This is a genomic window from Celeribacter sp. HF31, assembly GCF_011806455.1.
Classification (GTDB): Bacteria; Pseudomonadota; Alphaproteobacteria; order Rhodobacterales; family Rhodobacteraceae; genus Celeribacter.
Map to the genome: position 1 here is coordinate 400,222 of NZ_JAATOT010000004.1, position 19,227 is coordinate 419,448.

Annotated in this window: 18 protein-coding genes, 1 tRNA gene and 1 pseudogene; 10 read left to right on the top strand and 10 right to left on the bottom strand. The window is 60.5% G+C overall.

Annotated features, from left to right (window positions below; genetic code table 11):
• Window positions 1-4: 4 nt before the first annotated feature.
• Complete coding sequence (gene uvrB / locus HCZ23_RS10955) at window positions 5-2,185, bottom strand: excinuclease ABC subunit UvrB (RefSeq protein ID WP_167601748.1); 2,181 nt, start codon at window positions 2,183-2,185, stop codon at window positions 5-7.
• A gap of 438 nt (window positions 2,186-2,623) precedes the next feature.
• Between uvrB and HCZ23_RS10960 the strand changes: the two genes are divergently transcribed.
• The 8 genes from HCZ23_RS10960 to ggpS all read left to right on the top strand — a co-directional run bounded on the left by HCZ23_RS10960 (window position 2,624) and on the right by ggpS (window position 9,309).
• The gene (locus HCZ23_RS10960) at window positions 2,624-2,935 is read left to right on the top strand and encodes an ETC complex I subunit (protein WP_167601749.1); all 312 of its coding nucleotides are present in this window, start codon (window positions 2,624-2,626) and stop codon (window positions 2,933-2,935) included.
• Between the two features lie 82 nt (window positions 2,936-3,017).
• Window positions 3,018-3,094, top strand: a tRNA-Arg gene (locus HCZ23_RS10965).
• Window positions 3,095-3,299: 205 nt separating this feature from the next.
• Window positions 3,300-3,776: a hypothetical protein gene (locus HCZ23_RS10970; protein ID WP_167601750.1), complete on the top strand. Its 477-nt coding sequence runs from the start codon at window positions 3,300-3,302 to the stop codon at window positions 3,774-3,776.
• Between the two features lie 5 nt (window positions 3,777-3,781).
• On the top strand, window positions 3,782-4,594 hold the full coding sequence (locus HCZ23_RS10975) for a hypothetical protein (protein ID WP_167601751.1): 813 nt from the start codon (window positions 3,782-3,784) through the stop codon (window positions 4,592-4,594).
• 34 nt (window positions 4,595-4,628) lie between these two features.
• The gene (locus HCZ23_RS10980; RefSeq protein WP_167601752.1) at window positions 4,629-5,537 is read left to right on the top strand and encodes a hypothetical protein; all 909 of its coding nucleotides are present in this window, start codon (window positions 4,629-4,631) and stop codon (window positions 5,535-5,537) included.
• Window positions 5,538-5,952: 415 nt separating this feature from the next.
• On the top strand, window positions 5,953-6,981 hold the full coding sequence (locus tag HCZ23_RS10985) for an NAD(P)H-dependent glycerol-3-phosphate dehydrogenase (RefSeq protein WP_254870155.1): 1,029 nt from the start codon (window positions 5,953-5,955) through the stop codon (window positions 6,979-6,981).
• Window positions 6,978-7,796 carry an HAD family hydrolase gene (locus tag HCZ23_RS10990; protein ID WP_167601753.1) on the top strand — a complete coding sequence of 273 codons (819 nt, stop codon included), beginning with the start codon at window positions 6,978-6,980 and terminating at the stop codon, window positions 7,794-7,796. Before HCZ23_RS10985 ends, HCZ23_RS10990 begins: the two co-directional genes overlap by 4 nt.
• A gap of 1 nt (window position 7,797) precedes the next feature.
• Window positions 7,798-9,309, top strand: coding sequence for a glucosylglycerol-phosphate synthase (gene ggpS / locus HCZ23_RS10995; RefSeq protein ID WP_167601754.1), 1,512 nt, complete (start codon window positions 7,798-7,800; stop codon window positions 9,307-9,309).
• A gap of 36 nt (window positions 9,310-9,345) precedes the next feature.
• On the opposite strand, the gene HCZ23_RS11000 is transcribed toward ggpS, so the two are convergent.
• The 8 genes and pseudogenes from HCZ23_RS11000 to HCZ23_RS11035 all read right to left on the bottom strand — a co-directional run bounded on the left by HCZ23_RS11000 (window position 9,346) and on the right by HCZ23_RS11035 (window position 16,657).
• Complete coding sequence (locus tag HCZ23_RS11000) at window positions 9,346-10,860, bottom strand: acetyl-CoA hydrolase/transferase family protein (RefSeq protein WP_368487337.1); 1,515 nt, start codon at window positions 10,858-10,860, stop codon at window positions 9,346-9,348.
• Between the two features lie 344 nt (window positions 10,861-11,204).
• On the bottom strand, window positions 11,205-11,393 hold the full coding sequence (locus HCZ23_RS11005) for a hypothetical protein (RefSeq protein WP_167601756.1): 189 nt from the start codon (window positions 11,391-11,393) through the stop codon (window positions 11,205-11,207).
• A 94-nt stretch (window positions 11,394-11,487) separates the two neighbouring features.
• On the bottom strand, window positions 11,488-12,708 hold the full coding sequence (locus HCZ23_RS11010) for a TCR/Tet family MFS transporter (RefSeq protein ID WP_368487338.1): 1,221 nt from the start codon (window positions 12,706-12,708) through the stop codon (window positions 11,488-11,490).
• Window positions 12,709-12,753: 45 nt separating this feature from the next.
• Window positions 12,754-13,482: an alpha/beta fold hydrolase gene (locus HCZ23_RS11015; RefSeq protein ID WP_167601757.1), complete on the bottom strand. Its 729-nt coding sequence runs from the start codon at window positions 13,480-13,482 to the stop codon at window positions 12,754-12,756.
• A 136-nt stretch (window positions 13,483-13,618) separates the two neighbouring features.
• Window positions 13,619-14,401: pseudogene (pcaD, locus tag HCZ23_RS11020) on the bottom strand (3-oxoadipate enol-lactonase); the annotation flags it as partial.
• Between the two features lie 92 nt (window positions 14,402-14,493).
• Window positions 14,494-14,826: a 5-aminolevulinate synthase gene (locus HCZ23_RS11025; RefSeq protein ID WP_167601759.1), complete on the bottom strand. Its 333-nt coding sequence runs from the start codon at window positions 14,824-14,826 to the stop codon at window positions 14,494-14,496.
• Window positions 14,827-14,977: 151 nt separating this feature from the next.
• Complete coding sequence (locus HCZ23_RS11030) at window positions 14,978-15,817, bottom strand: alpha/beta fold hydrolase (RefSeq protein WP_167601760.1); 840 nt, start codon at window positions 15,815-15,817, stop codon at window positions 14,978-14,980.
• Between the two features lie 60 nt (window positions 15,818-15,877).
• Entirely contained in the window at window positions 15,878-16,657 is a 780-nt protein-coding gene (locus tag HCZ23_RS11035) for a hypothetical protein (protein WP_167601761.1), read from the bottom strand.
• A 255-nt stretch (window positions 16,658-16,912) separates the two neighbouring features.
• Between HCZ23_RS11035 and HCZ23_RS11040 the strand changes: the two genes are divergently transcribed.
• Both HCZ23_RS11040 and HCZ23_RS11045 read left to right on the top strand, forming a co-directional pair.
• Complete coding sequence (locus tag HCZ23_RS11040; protein ID WP_167601762.1) at window positions 16,913-17,533, top strand: hypothetical protein; 621 nt, start codon at window positions 16,913-16,915, stop codon at window positions 17,531-17,533.
• A gap of 221 nt (window positions 17,534-17,754) precedes the next feature.
• A complete protein-coding gene (locus tag HCZ23_RS11045; RefSeq protein WP_167601763.1) occupies window positions 17,755-18,345 on the top strand; it encodes a PRC-barrel domain-containing protein in 591 nt (196 codons plus the stop codon).
• A gap of 87 nt (window positions 18,346-18,432) precedes the next feature.
• Here the strand turns inward: HCZ23_RS11045 and HCZ23_RS11050 are convergent, their stop codons facing one another.
• On the bottom strand, window positions 18,433-19,221 hold the full coding sequence (locus tag HCZ23_RS11050; RefSeq protein WP_167601764.1) for an enoyl-ACP reductase: 789 nt from the start codon (window positions 19,219-19,221) through the stop codon (window positions 18,433-18,435).
• Window positions 19,222-19,227 lie beyond the last annotated feature (6 nt).

The following is a 19,227-nucleotide window of genomic DNA, read 5'->3' on the forward strand; positions in this document are numbered from 1 at the left end:
TTGATTACTTCCTCTTCCCCCGTCCAGCCTTCCCACCTCTTTGCCCCGGTCTCCCCGCCGTAGACCGTCCACTCTTCGCCTTCGCATCTGCCACCGCATCGTCCACCGCCGATTGCCGCGCCAGCGGATCGTCGTGCAGCACCAGATCGACGGTTTCGAGCCGCTTGATCTCGTCGCGGAGTCGCGCGGCTTCTTCGAATTCCAGGTTCTCTGCGGCCACGCGCATGTCGGTTTTGAGGCCGTCCAGAACGGCTTGCAGGTTCTGCCCTGCCATCGGCTTATCAATCGTCGCCGTCACGCGGTTCATGTCCACGTCGCCCTGATAAAGCCCCGCCAGAATGTCGTCGACGTTCTTCTTGACGGTCTGCGGCGTAATGCCGTGTTCTTCGTTATAGGCGATCTGTTTCGCGCGGCGGCGGTCGGTTTCGTCCATTGCGCGTTGCATCGAGCCGGTGATCTTGTCAGCATACAAAATCACACGCCCGTCGGCGTTGCGCGCGGCGCGGCCGATGGTCTGGATCAGCGAGGTCTCAGAGCGCAGGAAGCCCTCTTTGTCGGCGTCCAGAATGGCGACGAGGCCACATTCCGGGATGTCCAACCCTTCGCGCAACAGGTTGATCCCCACGAGCACATCAAAGGCCCCAAGCCGCAGGTCGCGCAGGATCTCGATCCGCTCGATGGTGTCGATGTCGGAGTGCATATAGCGCACCCGCACGCCCTGTTCGTGGAGGTATTCGGTGAGGTCTTCGGCCATGCGTTTGGTGAGCGTGGTGACCAAAATCCGCCGCCCCAGCTCGGTCATCCGCTTGGCCTCGTCCAGGAGATCGTCGACCTGCGTGTCCACCGGGCGAATTTCCACCACGGGGTCCAAAAGGCCGGTCGGACGAATGATCTGTTCGACGAAAACACCGCCGGATTGCTCCAACTCCCAGTCCTTCGGCGTCGCGGACACAAACACCGATTGCGGCCGCATCGCGTCCCATTCCTCGAATTTCAAAGGCCGGTTGTCCATGCAGGACGGCAGGCGAAACCCATGCTCCGCAAGCACGGATTTGCGCCGAAAGTCGCCGCGATACATCCCGCCGATCTGCGGCACGGAAACGTGGCTTTCGTCCGCGAACACAATCGCATTGTCGGGGATGAATTCGAACAGGGTGGGCGGCGGCTCACCCGGCGCGCGGCCCGTCAGATAGCGCGAATAGTTCTCGATCCCGTTGCAAAAGCCCGAGGCCTCCAACATCTCAAGATCGAAATTCGTGCGCTGCTCCAGCCGCTGCGCCTCAAGCAATTTTCCCTCATCCGTAAAGCGGATCAGCTGTTGTTTCAGCTCGGCTTTGATGCCGTTGATCGCCTGTTTGATCGTCGGTTTCGGCGTCACATAGTGCGAATTCGCGTAGACCCGCACCTGCTCCAGCGTGTCGGTTTTCTTGCCCGTGAGCGGGTCGAATTCGGTGATGCTTTCAAGCTCCTCACCAAAGAACGACAGCTTCCACGCGCGGTCCTCCATGTGGGCGGGCCAGATTTCCAAACTGTCGCCCCGCACCCGGAAGGACCCGCGGTCAAAGGCGGTGTCATTGCGCCGGTATTGCAGCTCGACAAGATCGCTCATCAACTGGCGCTGGTCGTACTCCTGCCCCATCATCAAATCGATGGTCATCGCCATGTACAATTCGGGCGAGCCGAGGCCGTAGATGCAGGAGACGGAGGCCACGATGATCACATCGTCACGCTCCAACAGAGACCGCGTGGCGGCGTGGCGCATCCGGTCGATCTGTTCGTTGATCTGGCTCTCTTTCTCGATGAACGTGTCCGAGCGCGCAACATAGGCCTCAGGCTGATAATAGTCATAATACGACACGAAGTATTCGACGGCATTCTCAGGGAAAAAGCCTTTGAACTCGCCGTAAAGCTGCGCCGCCAGCGTTTTGTTCGGGGCAAGGATGATCGCCGGGCGCTGGGTCGCCTCAATGACCTTCGCCATGGTAAAGGTCTTGCCCGTGCCGGTGGCCCCCAAAAGCACTTGATTGTGCTCGCCCGCCTCAATCGCGGCGGAGAGCTCCGCGATGGCTGTCGGCTGGTCGCCGGAGGGCTCGAACTGGCTGTGCATGACAAAGCGCTTGCCGCCTTCGAGCTTGGGGCGATTTTTCAGATCCTTCGGCGGATCGGTCATCATCAACGGGTCCATGGGGGCTCCTTGAAGGCGGGCAGGGGAGAGCGGCAGGGCAGATCGTTAACAAATGATCTCTTTTTGTTCACGTTTCAAGTCTTGGGCCAGACTCTTCTGTGCCAACTGCCACGAGACGCGGAAAGGTAAACAAAGGGTTACCACTATAGGGAGAATTTTATGATTTATTTTGCAACCTAAGCGATATTTTGCCTTGCTTAACGAAAGCCTTCCTGCCTAATCTGATTATGCAAGCAGCAGAACAGACTGTCCCGACCGGGCGTGTAACACCCCACCCCACCCCTCGCTCCCACACCCCGGTCGGGCAGTCACTTCTTCCTCTCCCGCCCTGACAGGCGGGTTTTTTATTGCGCGGATCGGGACCTGCGCGGTTTTGAAAGGCTTGAAACACCCGGCAGAAACGGGGATAACGCTGGCAAGGAACAAAGGAGTCCCCTGATGCGCGCTCGTATCTATCAGCCCGCTCGCAACGCGATGCAATCCGGGCAAGGCAAGACCAAACACTGGCTGCTTGATTTCGCGCCGGCCACCAGCCGTGACATTGATCCGCTGATGGGCTGGACCTCGTCCAAGGACACGCAGACGCAGGTCAAGATGACCTTCGACAGCAAGGAACAGGCCATCGCCTACGCCGAAGAGCATGGCATCGATTACGTCGTGCAAGAGCCGAAGACCCGTGCCCACAACGTCCGCCCGGGCGGCTATGGCGAAAACTTCGCAACCAACAGACGGATGCCCTGGACCCATTGATCCGGTGCCTTTTCGTGACGCCCAAGCGCCGGTCCGCCGGCGCTTTTTCGACCGCGGCCAGGGTCTAAACTGGCCAAAACGCGGTCCCTTAGCTCAACTGGATAGAGCAGCTGACTTCTAATCAGCAGGTTTGGGGTTCGAGTCCTCAAGGGATCGCCATTTCTCCGATATAAATTGCCCTGACTTTTGTGATCTGCGCCCTCACCGTGCGTTGGGTCTGTCGTTTGGGAAAACGACCGACATTTTCCCCCTCCTCTTGCTGCGCGGGGGCCGTAGTACTGAGGCCGCTAAAAGCTCTTATGACGCTTCGCCATGCGCGCCGTCGCGGGCAGTTTCACAAATGATCTTCGATCAAGGAAAACCAATGAAAAGACTGTCTCTCGCAACCGCACTGATTTTTGCCGCTGGCATGGCGCAGGCCGCGCAATATTGCCTGCTTGATGGGACCGAGGTGTTCTCTTGCACCTTCAATGGTGGCGCCAAAGCGGTCGAGCTTTGCGATGCGATTTGGGAAGACGGCGATATGGTGTCCTACGGGTTTTTCAAATCCAATGGCGAGGTGGAAAAAGAGATCCTGCAAGAGAAGGTGACGCTGTCCTATACGCCGTGGAATGGCATGGGAACCTATATGAGTGACTCCGTGACCTTAAGTGCCGATGGCGGCTACGCCTATGAAGTTTGGGCTGGTGGGGAGCAGTCGGCGGAGGCCGCGCTGGAAGGCGGGATCAACGTGCTCCAGAACGACGACGTGATCGCGACCCTGTCTTGTGATGCGGGCTCTGTCACCTCCGATCTCGGCGCGCTGATCGAGATGATCGACCTAGCGCAAGTCTCGCCGTAACAGCGATGCAGAGACATCTCCGAAAAGCGGCTCTGGCCTGTCTGGCCGCAGGTTTTGCCCAAAGCGCGACTGCACAGGCCGTCTGCGACGGCGTGGTCGTGTTTCAATGCGCCACCGATGCCGAGCCCCGTGAACAGATCACCGTCTGCGCACAAGACGCGCGCTTTAGCCTTGTCCGCCACGCGCTTGAAACCGGCGAGCCTTACGACGATACGCCACTGATCGCGGAGGCGGCGACCACGTGGTTTAGCTGGCAAGAGGGTGACGATCTGCGCGTCGAATTGGGGTTTTGGAGCACCGATCTGGGCGAGCCAGTGACGCTGCATGCCAGCCTGCCGTGGGACGATATGGAAGAGGCGGTGGCGCAAGATGGCCCCGCAGAGATGTGGCTGCAATCCGCGCATTGGCAGCAAGACAGCGACCAGACACCCTGCCTGTCGCAAACCGTCTACGCCGACACGGAGGCACTTTGGGCGCCGCTGGAGACGCGCGGCCCCATCGGCCTGTTTTTCTCGCAGGATGTCGTGGTGCCAGAGCCCAATGCGGTTGGCGTCGCAGAGGTGATGCCCCTGCCGTCGGGCGAAGGGCTTGCGGTCTACGCGACCGCCCGTCCAAACGCTGCGACGCCTGTCTGGTGGCAGCTCTATGAGGGAGACACTGTGGACGTCATTGCCCGCGAGGGAGATTTTCTCGCCGTGGCAATCCCCACCTATGGGGTCACCGCCTGTCTCATCCGGCCCGAGCAGCTTTATACGCCCTACCAAGGCCCCTGTGCGACGGGTTGGGTCGATGGCACATATCTCGACCGCGTGCAGTGACGCGGGTCTCAAAACGGATGTAAGGACGTTAACGATGCGATTTTTCGCCCCCTGTTTCACCCTGGCCCTCCTGTCTTCGACGGCGGGCGCCCATGCGTTTTGCGATGACATTCTGGCGACGCAGGTGCTTTGCGTGACCGAAGAGGCCGAAGAGATCAAACTCTGCGGCGCGCAGCATCCCGAAACGGGCGCCTCGGCTTTTGAGCTGCATGTCACGCCTCAAATCTCAGATGGGCCGCTCACCCAGCTGGCCCTCGACACGCCGTTCGACATGACGCCGGGCACCGGGGGCTATCCTTGGGACAGCTATCGTCTGACGTTTTTGCATGAGGGCGGGCGGGCTGTCCTGAACATCCAAACTCCGATTGATGGGACCGGTGCGGCAGAGGCGGAGATTTGGCTCGATCTCTATCACCGGGATCTGACGCCCCTGCGTACGCTGTCTTGTCTAGCTCCAGCGCTCAGTGCCGAGGTGTCGGACATCCTTACGGCGCGTCGCATCGCGTTCAACAGTTTCCGCACCGGGCCAAGCCGAGAGAGTGCCGCCTATTATCAGCCCCGCATGCCACTTGTGGGCGCCGCGCCCTACGGTGGCGCCGAATGTCGTGAAGTCAGCGGTGTGATCAGCAAGAAAGGCACAGAGAGTGGCCAGATCGCGCTCTATGCCGCGCCCTTCGAAGAGGCGGCCATTTTGGGCTATATCTCGCCCTATGCCTTGAAGCAGGCGTTCGAATGCGATTTCGACAACGGGTTTTCCGGCATCATCTGGACCGACCCTGAAAAAGGCGACGGCGCGGGCGGTTACATGAAGGAGATGGGGTATGACGCCAAATTGGCGGCCTGTGGTTTGACTCCAGAGGGCTGGTCAACGGAGGCCGCCTATCTCGGGAAATGCTCCTCCGCCTGGGTGCATGAGGGCAATGTTGCCGGGTTTGAGCCGTGATCGATGGGGCGAGAACACGTCTCTGTGAACGCTAAAATAAAAAAGTTTCCTTTTATTCCAAAGGTCTTCGCCGCATTGCGGCGAGGTTGGGTTGAAATTTAAGACAGGGTTGCTACCCTATCACTAGGGTTCACGCGACGGACCCGCTCGGCACGAACGCGTCCCAAAAGGGCTTAAACTGCGCATGTGTACGACCCGCTTGGCGCTGACCATGGTCCTCTTGGCCTGTCTTTGCCCCTTGTCGCGCGGCCAGTGTGGCGGGTGGGGCGCGCGGAACCTGAAGACCAGATATTGAGTTAAGAGCACCCAAAAGGAGCTCCCCATCAAGGATTCCATCTCCCATACCCCGTCGCAGCCCTACGCCCGCGTCGCCGTTCTTGGCGCCGGCAGTTGGGGCACCGCGCTCGCCTCCGTTTTGGCCCGCAATGGCCGTGAGGTGCGCCTCTGGGCGCGTCGTCCGGACCTTGCCCAACGGATCAATGAAACCAAAGAGAATGCGGATTACCTGCCCGAGGTCGATCTTCCAAACGGTCTGACGGCCACCTCTGATCTGTCAGAGGCGCTGGCCGGTGCCGAGGCCGTTTTGATGGTCACACCCTCGTCGACACTGCGCCCGATGTGTCAGGCCATCGCTCCGCATATCCCCAAGGGCATTCCGATCGCGCTGGCCTGTAAAGGCGTCGAGCGTCGTACCGGATACCTCTTGTCCGAAGTGGTCTCCGAAGAACTGCCCGGCCATCCGGTCGGTGCCGTCTCCGGCCCGACCTTTGCGCGTGAAACCGCGCTGGACCATCCGACGGCGGCCACGGTCGCCTTTCCGTTTTCCTACGCGGATCGTCTGAACCCAGAAAAAAGCCCGGCGGCGCGTCTGGCCGTGTCGCTCTCAGGTGGCGGCTTTCGCCCCTATGTCTCCGACGATCTCGTCGGCGTCGAAGTGGGCGGCGCGGTCAAGAATGTGATCGCCATCGCCTGCGGGATGATGTCCGGCGCGGGCTTTGCGGAGAACACCCGCGCGGCGCTGATCACCCGTGGCACCGATGAGATGAAACAGCTCGCACAGGCCCTGGGCGGCTCTCGGGAAACCGTGACCGGCCTGTCCGGCGCGGGCGATCTGACCCTGACCTGTAGCTCCACCACTTCGCGCAACATGTCGCTGGGCTATCAATTGGGCCAAGGTCTTGCACGACCCTCCTGTTTCGAGGGCCGTCCCGTGGTGGTGGAAGGCGAAGTCAACTCCGTTTCTGTCACCGATCTGGCGCATCGCATCGGCGTGCCGATGCCGATCTGCGAGACGGTGCACGCGGTGTTGCACAAAGGGGCCGACTTGCAAGAGGCCTTTACCGCGCTTTGGGCCCGTCCCATCGAATCTGAGCCCAATGCGCTCACCCTCTCCCTGACCCATCCCACCCCTGATATGCCGCTGCAATTCGGAGATCCCTCATGACTGTTCACGCCACACCGCGCCCGGCGATTGCCGCGCGCCGTTTCACCCTTGCGACCGATCTGGATGGGACGTTTCTGGGCGGCTCAGAGGAGGAGCGCAAAACGCTTTACGACTGGATCGAGGCCAATCGCGACACGGTTGGGCTGATTTTCGTCACCGGGCGCGACCCGGAGTTCATTATGGAGATGTGCCGCGAGCAGGGGCTTCCGTGGCCGGAATATGTCGTTGGCGATGTCGGCACCACGATTGCGCATGTGCGTGATGACGGTCATGTCGAACCGATCCCCGCGCTGGAGGCGGACATTGCCGAACGCTGGGGTGACAAAGGAAATGCGGTGCGCGCCACGCTCGATGGCATCTCCGGTCTGACGCTTCAGCCGACGCCGTTTCGCTATCGGGTCAGCTACGACCTGACGCCCAATGCCTATGACGCCACCGCCGAAGTGCTGGTCGAGGAACTGGGTCTAGATTGGCTCATCTCCGACAACCGCTACTTCGACGTGCTGCCCAAGGGCGTTTCGAAAGGTCCGTCGATCAAGCGTCTGATCGCGCATCTCGGCATTCCCGAGACCCGCGTGCTTTGCGCGGGCGACACGATGAACGATCTGTCGATGCTGATCTCTGGCCTGCCGGCTGTGGCGGTCGGCAATTCGGAGGCCCCACTCAAACAGCGGCTCTATGGCCGCGACACGGTTTATCACGCGACGGGTTTCGGTGCCGCAGGCATCCTTGAGGCCATCAACGCGCTCGACCTGCATGACGCGCCCACGCATGCCGCGGTGCCCGCGTCAAATCTCGCCCTGAAAGGAGCCTGATATGTCTTCCAATCTTGTGATCGTTTACCACCGCCAGCCCTACGAAGAGGTCGAGGTGGATGGAAAAATCGAATACCGCGAAAACAAAAGCCCGAATGGCATCGTGCCGACGCTCAAAAGCTTTTTCGGACGTGTCGACAAGGGCGCGTGGATCGCGTGGAAACACGCCGACGATCCGGCCAACCCGGACTTTGAGCGGGTGATCGAGATCGACGATGCTTATGGCAAATACACGGTGTCGCGTTTGCCTTTGACGCCGGAGCAGGTGACGAGTTTCTATCACGTCTCCTCCAAAGAGGCCTTCTGGCCGATCCTGCATGGCTTCAAGGAGCGCTACAATTACGACCCCGTCGATTGGCCCACGTTTCGCGAGGTGAACTGGGCCTTTGCCGAGGCCGCCGCCGCCGAGGCCGCCGAGGGGGCTGTGGTCTGGGTGCATGACTATAACCTCTGGCTCGTGCCAGGGTACCTGCGCACGCTGCGGCCCGATGTGAAGATCAGCTTCTTTCACCATACGCCGTTTCCGAACGCCGATATTTTCAACGTGCTGCCCTGGCGCAAGGAGATTTTGGAAAGCCTTCTGGCCTGCGATGTCGTCGGTTTCCATATCCCGCGCTATGTGAACAACTTTGTCTCCGCCGCGCGGTCTTTGTTGGAGGTCGAGACGCTGAAACGCGAAAAGGTCAAACCGGAACTCGCGTCCGAAACCTCTGCGCTTTCCGAGCAATCCGTGGTGACCGAAGTGGGTTATAACGACCGCACCGTGCGGCTTCAGGCCAGCCCCGTGGGCGTCGATGTCGATTACATCGAGACCCTTGCGCAAAGCGACAAGACCGCGGCCAAGGTCAAGGAGATCAAGCAAGAGATCGGCGACGGTCAGTTGATCCTTTCCGTCGGGCGCACCGATTACACCAAGGGCGGTATCGAACAGCTCGAAAGCTATGAGCGCCTGCTGGAAACCCGCCCCGATCTGCGCGGCAAGGTGCGGTTGATGCATGTCTCGGTGGCGGCCAATTCCAACATGACCGCCTATGAGGAAATTCAACGCGACCTCGAACATCTCGCCGGTAAAATCAACGGGCGGTACGGCACCTTTGAGTGGCAACCCATCGCGCTGATTTCGCGGCCTGTGCCGTTCGAGGATCTGGTGGCCTACTACCGCGCTGCCGATGTCGCCTGGATCACGCCTTTGGCGGATGGCATGAACCTCGTGTGCAAGGAATATTGCGCCGCGCGCACGGATGAAGACGGGGTTCTGGTCCTGTCGGAATTTGCGGGTGCGGCCGTCGAATTGGCCGCCGCCGTGCCAACCAATCCGTTCTCTCACAAGTCGATGGACGGGGCGATCCAGTTCGCGCTCGACCTGCCGCCAGAGGAACGCCGAGGCCGGATGATCTCCAATCGCAAGATGGTCAAGCTGCAAGACATTCGCTTCTGGGCCGAGGATCAGATGCAGGCCTTTGGTGCGGGCGAGGTGCCAGTCGATCTGATCACAGGTGGCGAAGCGGCCTGACCCATAAAAAAGGCCTCCCCGGCGGGAGGCCTTTTCTTATTTCATAGACCCGGTATCAATAAAGCGCTGATGCCAGCTCAGCGCCTCCCGCAGATCATGCGGCGCGTGCCCCCCGAAGGAGCTTTTCTTCGCCCGCTCGTAATAATCGCGCAGCATGTGGCGATAGGCGGGATGCGCACATTTTTCGATGATCAGTTCGGCTTTCTGTTTTGGGTCGAGGCCGCGCAGATCGGCGAGGCCCTGTTCCGTCACGATGACCTGAACGTCCTGGTTGATGTGATCCACATGGCTGGCCATCGGCACAATCGCAGAAATCGCGCCGCCCTTGGCGGTCGAGGGCGTCATGAAGATCGACACAAAGGCGTTGCGCGCAAAATCGCCCGAACCGCCGATGCCGTTCATGATCCGCGAGCCCATCACATGGGTCGAGTTGACGTTGCCGTAAATGTCCGCCTCAATCAGACCGTTCATCGCGACACAGCCCAGGCGCCGCACCAGCTCCGGGTGGTTGGAGATTTCCTGCGGGCGCAGGATCAGTTTGTCCCGATAGCGATGTGCCTCGGCGTTGAACTTTTCGGCCGCTTCGGGCGACAGCGAAAACGCGGTGGCCGAGGCCATGCGCAGTTTGCCCGCGTCGAGCATATCAAGCATGCCGTCCTGGATCACCTCGGTGAAGGCGGTCATGTTTTCAAACGGGCTGTCCAAAAGCCCCGCGAGCACGGCGTTGGTCACATTGCCGACCCCCGATTGTAGCGGCAAAAGCTCCTTCGGCATCCGGCCCATTTTCAGCTCATGCGACAGGAACTCCAACAGGTGCCCGGCGATGTCCAAAGCGGTCTGGTCGGGCTTTGCAAACGGCGCGTTGCGGTCCGGCGTATCGGTCTCGACGATGGCGACGATCTTGGCTGGATCGACCTTGAAATGCGGCTGGCCGATGCGGTCGTCTGCCTTGATCAGCGGAATGCCAACCCGGTTCGGCGGGAGCGCTGTGCCGTAGTAAATGTCATGCATCCCGTTGAGATGCTCGCTCTGCCAGGAGTTCAGCTCAAGGATGATCTTGTCGGCACACTCCAGCCAGGTCTTGTTGTTGCCAATCGACGACGACGGGATCAGGTCGCCCTCCGGCGTGATGCCGGAAATTTCGACAATGGCGGTGTCGAGCTTGCCCAGAAACCCCTGCCACGCCATCGGTGCCACTTGGCTGAGGTGCATGTCGAAATAGTTCATTTCGCCCTTGTTGATCTTTTCGCGCGCGATCGGATCGGAGTTATAGGGCAGGCGGAAATCGATGCCGTCGGCCTTGGCGAGCGCCCCGTCAAGCTCGGGGCCCGTCGAGGCGCCGGACCAGATCTTGATGCGGAATTTTTCGCCCGCTGCGTGTTTCTCCTCGATCCGGGCCGCCAGCGCCAAAGGCACGGCTTTCGGGTAGCCCGAGCCGGTAAAGCCGCTCATGCCCACGGTCGCGTCCTTGTCGACGAGGGCGGCGGCATCTTCGGCCGACATGATTTTGGACTGTAGAGATGCGGGAATAGGACGGCGCGTGATGGTCACGAGGTTTCTCTCCGGCTGAATGAAAACGCTGACTGAAAAAGCGGGGGGCGTTTCGGGGAAGAGGGGGATCGCGTTTCACGCGGTTTGGTTGCCTCCTCCCACAGAGTCTCCCAATTTCGTCGCATCTACGCGCCATCTGTGGGGAGCTTCCAGTCACATTCTGATGAGGCAACCCCGATATGCAAATTGCGCACAGATTTTTGAATCATTCTTTGCAAAAGCAATAAGATGGGGTGGGTTTGCAAATGAGATTTGCAGTGGCAAACCGCTTTGCCACACAGATTTGCACATAGAAAAGGCCCGCAATGTCTGCGGGCCTGAGACTTTACACCGAAGGGGGCAACTTAGGCGGAAATACCCCGGTCGATGCGCAGGAACTGTTTGACGCGGGCGGCACCTTTCGGGCTTTGGCGTTCCCGGTCCATTTTGGCCCAGACGCCGGAGCGCCCGGTGGCGCGATCTTGGCTCAAATATTGCACCAGACGGCTGGAATCGGACTTGCGATGCGGTCTGTCTGTAATGTGGCGTGTCATAAGGTCTCCTCCTCTTATGGACCGCCAGTATAGCAGATTCTGTCCGACGTGCGGCGATTCAGATCAAATCCGGTGAACCCGAGATGAAATCCGCTCACGAGAAAGCTTGGCGCCGATGCCAACGCCAAAGGATCAGTCCGGCGATCAGGACGATGACCAGGGACAAGAGAAATGGCGCGCCGGGCATGTAATGTGCGGTGCCGGGGCGCGAAAAGATCGCGAAGGTTTCGGTCATGATCAAGGGGCTGAGGATGGTGGCGAGCGCGGCGATGGAGCCGGTGACGCCCTGCAATTCGCCCTGTTGATCGTCTGGCGTGGCGCGGCTCATCATGCCCTGGAGCGCGGGGATGGAAATTGCGGATATGCCAGACAGAATGGACATGATCCAGACCATCGGTACGCTCGTTGTGAGGCCGAAGGTCAAAAACACCACCGCATCCAGAAGGATCCCCGCCATGGCGACGCGGTAGGCGCCAAAGCGTTTGACCAGAGGCCCCACCAAAAGCGCCTGCGCCAACCCGAGAGAGACGCCGAAGGCAAAGAGCGTCATGCCGGTGGCGACCGTGTCGAAACCAAAGCGTTCCTCGGTGTAAAACGCCCAGATCGCCGGGTAGACGAAATAGGCCAGCTCGTAGAGGCCGAAGACGATGAGCAACCCGGTGAGGCCCTTGAGCGATCCGATGGCGCGCAAGGCGCCAAAGGGATTGGCGCGGCGCCATTCGAACCGGCGACGTTTTTCGGGCGCGAGGCTTTCGGGCATGACGAAAAAACCGAACAACATATTGGCCCCGGCAATGGCGGCTGCGGCATAGAACGGTGCACGGGTGTCGATCCCGGCCAAAAGCCCGCCAATCATAGGCCCAAAGGCAAAGCCCAGCCCGAAGGCGGCATAAATATATCCGAAATTGCGCTCGCGATCCTCTGGCGCGGAAATATCGGCCATAAAGGCAGCCGCCGTGCCGGGCGTGGCAGCGGTGATCCCGGCGATCAACCGCCCGATGAGCAAAAGCCAAATCGTTGGTGCGACCGCCATGACGAGATAATCGAGCATCATGACGAAAAGCGCCGTCAGAAGGATCGGTTTGCGCCCGAAGCGATCCGAGAGGTTGCCCACCAAAGGGCCGAACAGGAATTGCATCACGGCAAAACCCGTCGCCAAAACCCCGCCCCAGATCGCCGCATCGGCCAGTGTCCGCCCGGTCAACTCGCGGATGAGCGAGGGCATCACGGGGAAAATCAACCCGATGCCGATGGCGTCGATGACAACTGTGAGGGTGATGAACAGAACAGGCAGGCGGGTGAGCATATGAGACATCCAAAACAACCCCGCCTTTGTGGCCGCAAGAGCGCGCCCTGTCCATCACCGTTGCTGCACAATCCCTGTCAGCAGATCCGCAAGCCGTTCTGGCATCGAGAAAAACGGCGAATGCCCCGACGGCAGGTGGTGGACGTGAGCCTCGGGCCAGCTTTGGACCATTTTGCGCTGTTCCTCGGGTGGGATCACCCGGTCGTTGTCGCAGATCACATAGTGACGCGGCAGGTCGGTCGAGGCCCCGGTGATATGGAGCGGCGTTTCTTGCGGTGCGATGGCTTGCGGGCCGAGATGTGCCTTGGCGAATTCGGCGACCTCGTGCGGGCAGTCGTGGTAGAGCGCCTCTGCACCCTCCGAGAGTTTGAACCGAAAGGCGCGGCCATCGTCGGTGCGCTCGATCAGGTCGAGCACGGGGTGCTCAGCGGCGCTGCGGCGCATGTCGGCCAGACTCATCCCGTCTTGCGGGACATAGGCGCAAAGATAGACGAGGGCGGCGATTTTCTCCGGCGCTGTCTCGGCCACGGCCGTGATCGGATAACCGCCGGCGGAATGGCCGACCAGGACAACCGGCCCGCCGTGTTTTGCGATGTCGGCCAGAATGGCGTCGCGGTAGCGCTCCAAAGTGACCTCTGTGTAATCCGTCAGGCTCTCTCCATGCGACGGTAGATCGAGCGCGCGGGCTTTGAAGCCCCGGCTTTCAAGTTCTGGCAACAGATCGCGCCAGCACCAGGCGCCATGGGCGGAGCCGTGGACCAGAAGGATCGTGGGGTCAGCCATCGTTATGTTCGCCGTGGGAATGGTCGTGTGAATGACCGTGTGAAGGGCCGTGGGAATGATCGCGGTGATGGTGGCCATGATCGTGAGGATGATTGTTCAACATCGGCAGATGATCATGCGGGGTCGGATCGCGCCGGACATGGGCGATCTCACTGAGAAACTGGCTCAGGATCGCGGCATAGTCTTCGGGCGCATCGACGGGCGGCAGATGGCCGGACCGGCGCATCAATTTAAACTGCGCACCGGGAATGACGCCCAGCGTTTCCTGCACCAGATCGGGCGGCGTCGAGCCGTCATAGCCGCCCGCAATGCCCAGACAGGCGAGCCGAAGCCCCGAGGTCGGCGTGTAGAAATCCGTACCCGCGATGGCGGCGGCACAGCCGAGATAGCCCTCAAACGGGGTGTCCAAAATGGACTGCGCCCAGCGCTTGGCGGCTTCCGTCTTGCGAAATCCGGGGGCGAACCAGCGCTCCATCGTGGGGGCCAAAAGAGCCTCCATACCTTTGGCGCGCACCTCCGCGATGCGTTTGTCCCAGATGCTGCGCACGCCGATTTTCGCCGCCGTGTTCGACAGCACCAGCGCGCGCACCTGATCGAGCCGCTTGACCGCCAGCCCCTGCGCAATCAGCCCGCCGATGGAAATGCCGACAAAGACCGCGTCTTGCACCTTGAGCGCGTCCAAAAGCCGCTCGGCATCGCGCACCAGCGCCCCCATCGCATAGGGGCCTTTCGGCACGTCCGACCCGCCATGGCCGCGCAGATCATAGCGAATGAGCCGCAAGCCTTCGGGCAGATGCGGCAAGACCTCATCCCAGAGATGCAGATCGGTCCCCAGGGCATGGGCAAAGACCACGGGCGCGCCGTCTTCCGGCCCGCTCACCTCGACATTGAGCGACAGCTCTCCGATCTCGACCCGCATCTGGTTCTCCTTTTTGAGGGCACCATAGGCGGGGCGCAGGGGAGGCTCAACCTCATGCGCGCCTCATGCGCGCGACCCTAATGCGCGCCACCTTAATGGGCGACAGTCGCCAGCCCGACAAAGATGAACCCCATGCCAAGCGCCAGCCGTGGGGTGATCTGTTCGCCGATCAGACAGGCAAAGCTCAAGACGATGGCGGTCTCGACCGCGATGACGATGAGATAGAGCTGGCTGACTGGGGCCTGCCGCAAAAGGATGATTTCGAAGATGATCGCAGCGAGAAGCCCCGCGACGATCAGACAAAGGCCAAAGGGCGAGGGCATCGCGCCAGAACTGGCCACAAGTTTCATCCCGACGGTGGCAAGGGCATAGCCCGCTCCGACCAGGACCAGAAACACCAAATGGTGCGTTGGAAGCGCAAACATGGGACTCCAAAGATACACGAGTTAACACACGCGAAAGAGCCTATGACGCGGCGTGGCCCTGATACGCCGCGCAATATGACCCTTTGCGCCGTTACGTTGAACGTCGCTGACCTTTACGTCAAGTCCGGGAAACCTGTCTTCCAGGCCTCTTTCAAACCTCTATGCGGGCAACGAACCGCGCGATCACATCGAGGCTTTCCGGCTCGTCGAGAAAGGGCACATGGCCGCGATCCTTGACCTCGGCGGCGATCATGTCGGGGCGGCGGCGCTGCATTTCTTCGTAGGTGCTGCGCGGCAGTAGATTGGAGTTCTCGCCCCTGAGAAGCGCCAGGGGCAGCCCGTCGAAGGCCTCGAACAGCGGCCAGAGATCGGGGAGCGCTCCGGTGACGCTTTGCGCCTCGATCGCCTCGCGCAGGCCGGGATCGTAGCGCAGTTCCAGACGGCTCCCCCCCTCTGCCCAGATGCGGCGCGCGTAAGTGAGCCATTGCGCGTGGCTCACATTGGGGAATTGCGCGCCCAGGGCTTTCGGCAATTTGTCGGCGGCGTCCTCAAAGCTGCGATAGGCGGAGGGGCGGCCAAGGTAATCCATGATATGCGACAGGCCCTGCGGGTCCATCTCCGGCCCGATGTCATTGAGCAAGACGCCCGACAGCCGCGCCTTCGCGGTCACGGCCCGCGCCATGGCAATCAGCCCGCCGCGCGAGGTGCCGAGGATGGCGGCCTTGTCGATCCCGAGATGATTGAGCAGAGCAAGGGCATCGGCGCTTTCCTGCGGGATGGTGTAATTCATCACATTCGGATCATGATCGGAGGCCCCGCGTCCCCGGCTGTCGAGGCGGATGATCTGCGCCCGGTCTGCAAAATGCTCAACGACCGGTTCGAAATCGTCCATGTTGCGCGTGAGGCCCGCGAGACACAGCACAGGCACACCCGTGCCCTGAACGTCATAGGCCAGATTGAGCCCGTCGGATGTGGTGAAATAGTGAACCATGGTGCCCCCTTTCTCCGAAGATTGCCACGGAGTGGAGCGGATGAACAGACTTAGATCAACTCAGATCAACCCGGCCAAAAGCCAGAACCCGCCGGTAAAATGCACTGTGAGCACAAAGGCATAGCAGGACATCACCAAAAGCGCCTGGTTGTGGGTCAGGCGTTCTTGCGCCGGACGTCGGCGGTGCAAGAGGCTTTGAAAACCCGCGACGGCGAGGATCGCCATGGCGATGGAATGATCGCGCAAAGCGGCGGAGGCAAAGGCGGCGCTCATGAAGAGGGTCACGAAGGTGCGCAGCTGCGGCCAAAAGGCATCTGAGACGCTTTGCACCACACGCCCGCCGCCAAAGGGCAGAAAGGGCAGGAGCATCAGGAAATTGAAGGTGCCCAGCATGATCGCCATGACGCGCAGCACATTGGCAGTCCCCGGCGCGATGGGGGCCAGCACATGAAACAGGCCAAAGCCGATGATCATCGGCGGGATCGCAAGCGCGGGCGCATAGAGCGCGGCAAAGCTTTCCTCGAGCGCGTGCGCGAAGGGCCGGTCGGAGCGGGGCGCGGCCATGAAGGGCAGGGGCACGAGACGCACGCGCGCCACGTCATGGCCGATGATCCGCACCGCCAGAGCCGAGCCCAGTTCATGCAGCAGCACGGCAAAGACAAAGCCAAACCCGAACATCGGAGAGGTCAGCGTGGCGACGGCGACCGTGATGACAAAACCAATGAGCACGCCCACGCCATTAAATCCGCTGGCCCGGATGTGCCCCTCGGTCGGTGCCGGGCTGGTCACAAGCGGCAGTGCCATGAGGCCGAGGGCAAGGGCGAGCAAAAGAAAAATCATTGGTGAGTCGGACCGCGCGTTCGAATAATATTTGAGGTTTTGATGGGTCTTAAATGTGGCGACAATGTGGCGCGGGCTGTCGCGCGGCGCGAACTTCGGCGCGCGCAACGCAGTGTTTCCGCAGCCGCAACATTTTGAGCGGCAACATCGTGTCGGCAACAGTCTCGGGCAAAAAAACAGTCACGAGATGTCGGGACGCTTGCCAGACCGCGCGAAGGCTCTACCCTAAGCGAAAAACAGTGGCTGGAGGCCCGGATGAACAGCACGGTTGAAAAACTCCGCGAGAGCCTGCGGGATTTGCAACTTCAGCTCGAAAAAGAGGCCCAGGAGGCGCGGGAGCGGTTTCAATACCGGCTTTCGAACGGCCGGGTCGTATTTGAGGAAGAGGCCCGCAAGCGTGGCCGTGCCTTGCGCGTCCGCTGGTCGGTCTTTCTGCGCCGCGCACGCCCTTGGGAGATCGTCACGGCGCCGGTGATCTACGGGCTGATCATCCCTTTTGCCCTGATGGATCTTTTCGTGACGGTCTATCAAGCGGTCTGTTTTCCGGTCTACGGCATCCCGAAGGTGAAGCGCAAAAATTACATCGCCGTCGACCGCCACAAGCTCACCTATCTCAATTTCATGCAGAAACTGAACTGCGTCTATTGCGGCTATTGCAACGGGCTTTTGGCCTATGTCCGCGAAGTGGCGGGGCGCACGGAATATTACTGGTGCCCGATCAAACACGCGCGCAACCTGCCGGATCGGCACGAGCAATATCAACATTTCCTCGCCTTCGGAGATGGTGAGTCCTGGGACGAGAAATTCATCGAAATGAAGGACCGCGCGCGGGCCTGTGAAAGCTGCGACAGCTGCGGGCCGGGGGGCTGTCACTAAAGCGTTTCGCTTTAAACCGGTCTGGCGGGCGTGAGACAGCACAGACCCAACCAAGGATGAGCCAATTCATGGGGCCGCTCGGCCGGTGCGGCTTTAACGTCGGTTCGCGTGCGTAGGGTGGAATGGATTTTAGGCAAGCGGAAACTATCAAATAAACGCAGGAACTTATGAGGGCTTTCAGGCATTGGGTTGGTGAATGTAAAAGACACTGGAGGAACAGTATGAAACTTTTTACCACATCCGCTCTCGCTCTGATCGCCGCCACCGGCATCGCCTTTGCTGACAATCACGCCGAAGCTGAAATGGATGAAGCTGGCACGCATATGGAGCAGGCAGCCGATCAGACCGGTGCCGCCATGGAAGATGCGGGCGATGCGACTGCAGCCGCTGCCGACAATGCGATGGATGCAACGGCTGACGCCGCCGATGACGCCGCTGACATGGCCAACATGGGCGATGTGAATGACGGTCACCCGCTGATCCGCACCCGCGACATCACCGACTCCGTGATCTACACCACTGACGAAGCCAATGATGAAGGCTGGGAACTCGACTCCAACATGACCGAAGTCGGCGAAGACTGGAACGAGATTGGTGAAATCGAAGACATCGTGCTCGACATGAATGGTCAGGTGAAGGGCATCGTCGCTGAAGTTGGCGGTTTCCTCGACATCGGCGACAAACATGTGATGATCCCGATCGAAAACGTGACACTGACCCGTCTCGACAACGACACCTATGTGGCTGTGACCGGCTACAATGAGGAAGAGCTTGAGGCGATGGAAAGCGTTGACGAAGGCTTCTGGGACTGATCCCACCTGATTTCCCATGACATCTTCGATGTAAAAAGAAACGGCCCTCTCGCGGGGGCCGTTTTTTATTCAAACCGAACGTCGAAATCAGAGATTTTCGATCCGGGGCATGCCCATGATGTGATAGCCACCATCGACGCGGATGATCTCACCGGTGGTGAAAGCACCGCCGTCAGAGGCCAGATAGACCGCCGTGGCGCCGACCGCTTCGAGCGTCGCGTTGGATTGCATCGGCGCGTTTTGTTCGGCGTGCTTATACGTCCGGCGCGCGCCGCCGATGGCGGAACCGGCCAGCGTTTTCATCGGGCCGGGGGAGATCGCGTTGACACGGATGCCCTCGGGGCCGAGGTCGTTGGCGAGGTAGCGCACGGAGGATTCCAGTGCCGCCTTGGCCACGCCCATCACGTTGTAATTCGGCACGACCGTGTTCGACCCCGCGAAGGTCAGGGTCATCAAAGTGCCGCCATCCGTCATCAACTCGGACGCACGTTTGGCGACGTCGATGAAGCTGAAACACGAGATGTGGAGCGAGTTCTTGAAATTCGCCTCCGAAGTGTCGCGGAACCGGCCCGTGAGTTCGGATTTGTCCGAATAAGCGATGGCGTGGACAACGAAATCGAGCTTGCCCCATTTCGCTTTGAGCGCCGCGAAGGCCGCGTCCATCTGTTCCGGGTTGGTGACATCGACATCGACCATCGTGTCGGAGCCGACGGAGCTTGCCAGCGGTTCAAGACGTTTGCCAAAGGCCGCGCCCTGATAGGTAAACGCCAGCTCCGCGCCCTCATCGGCACAGGCTTTCGCGATGCCCCAGGCAATGGAGCGCTCATTGGCGACGCCCATCACGAGCCCGCGTTTGCCTTTGAGAAGATCAGCCATCTGTGT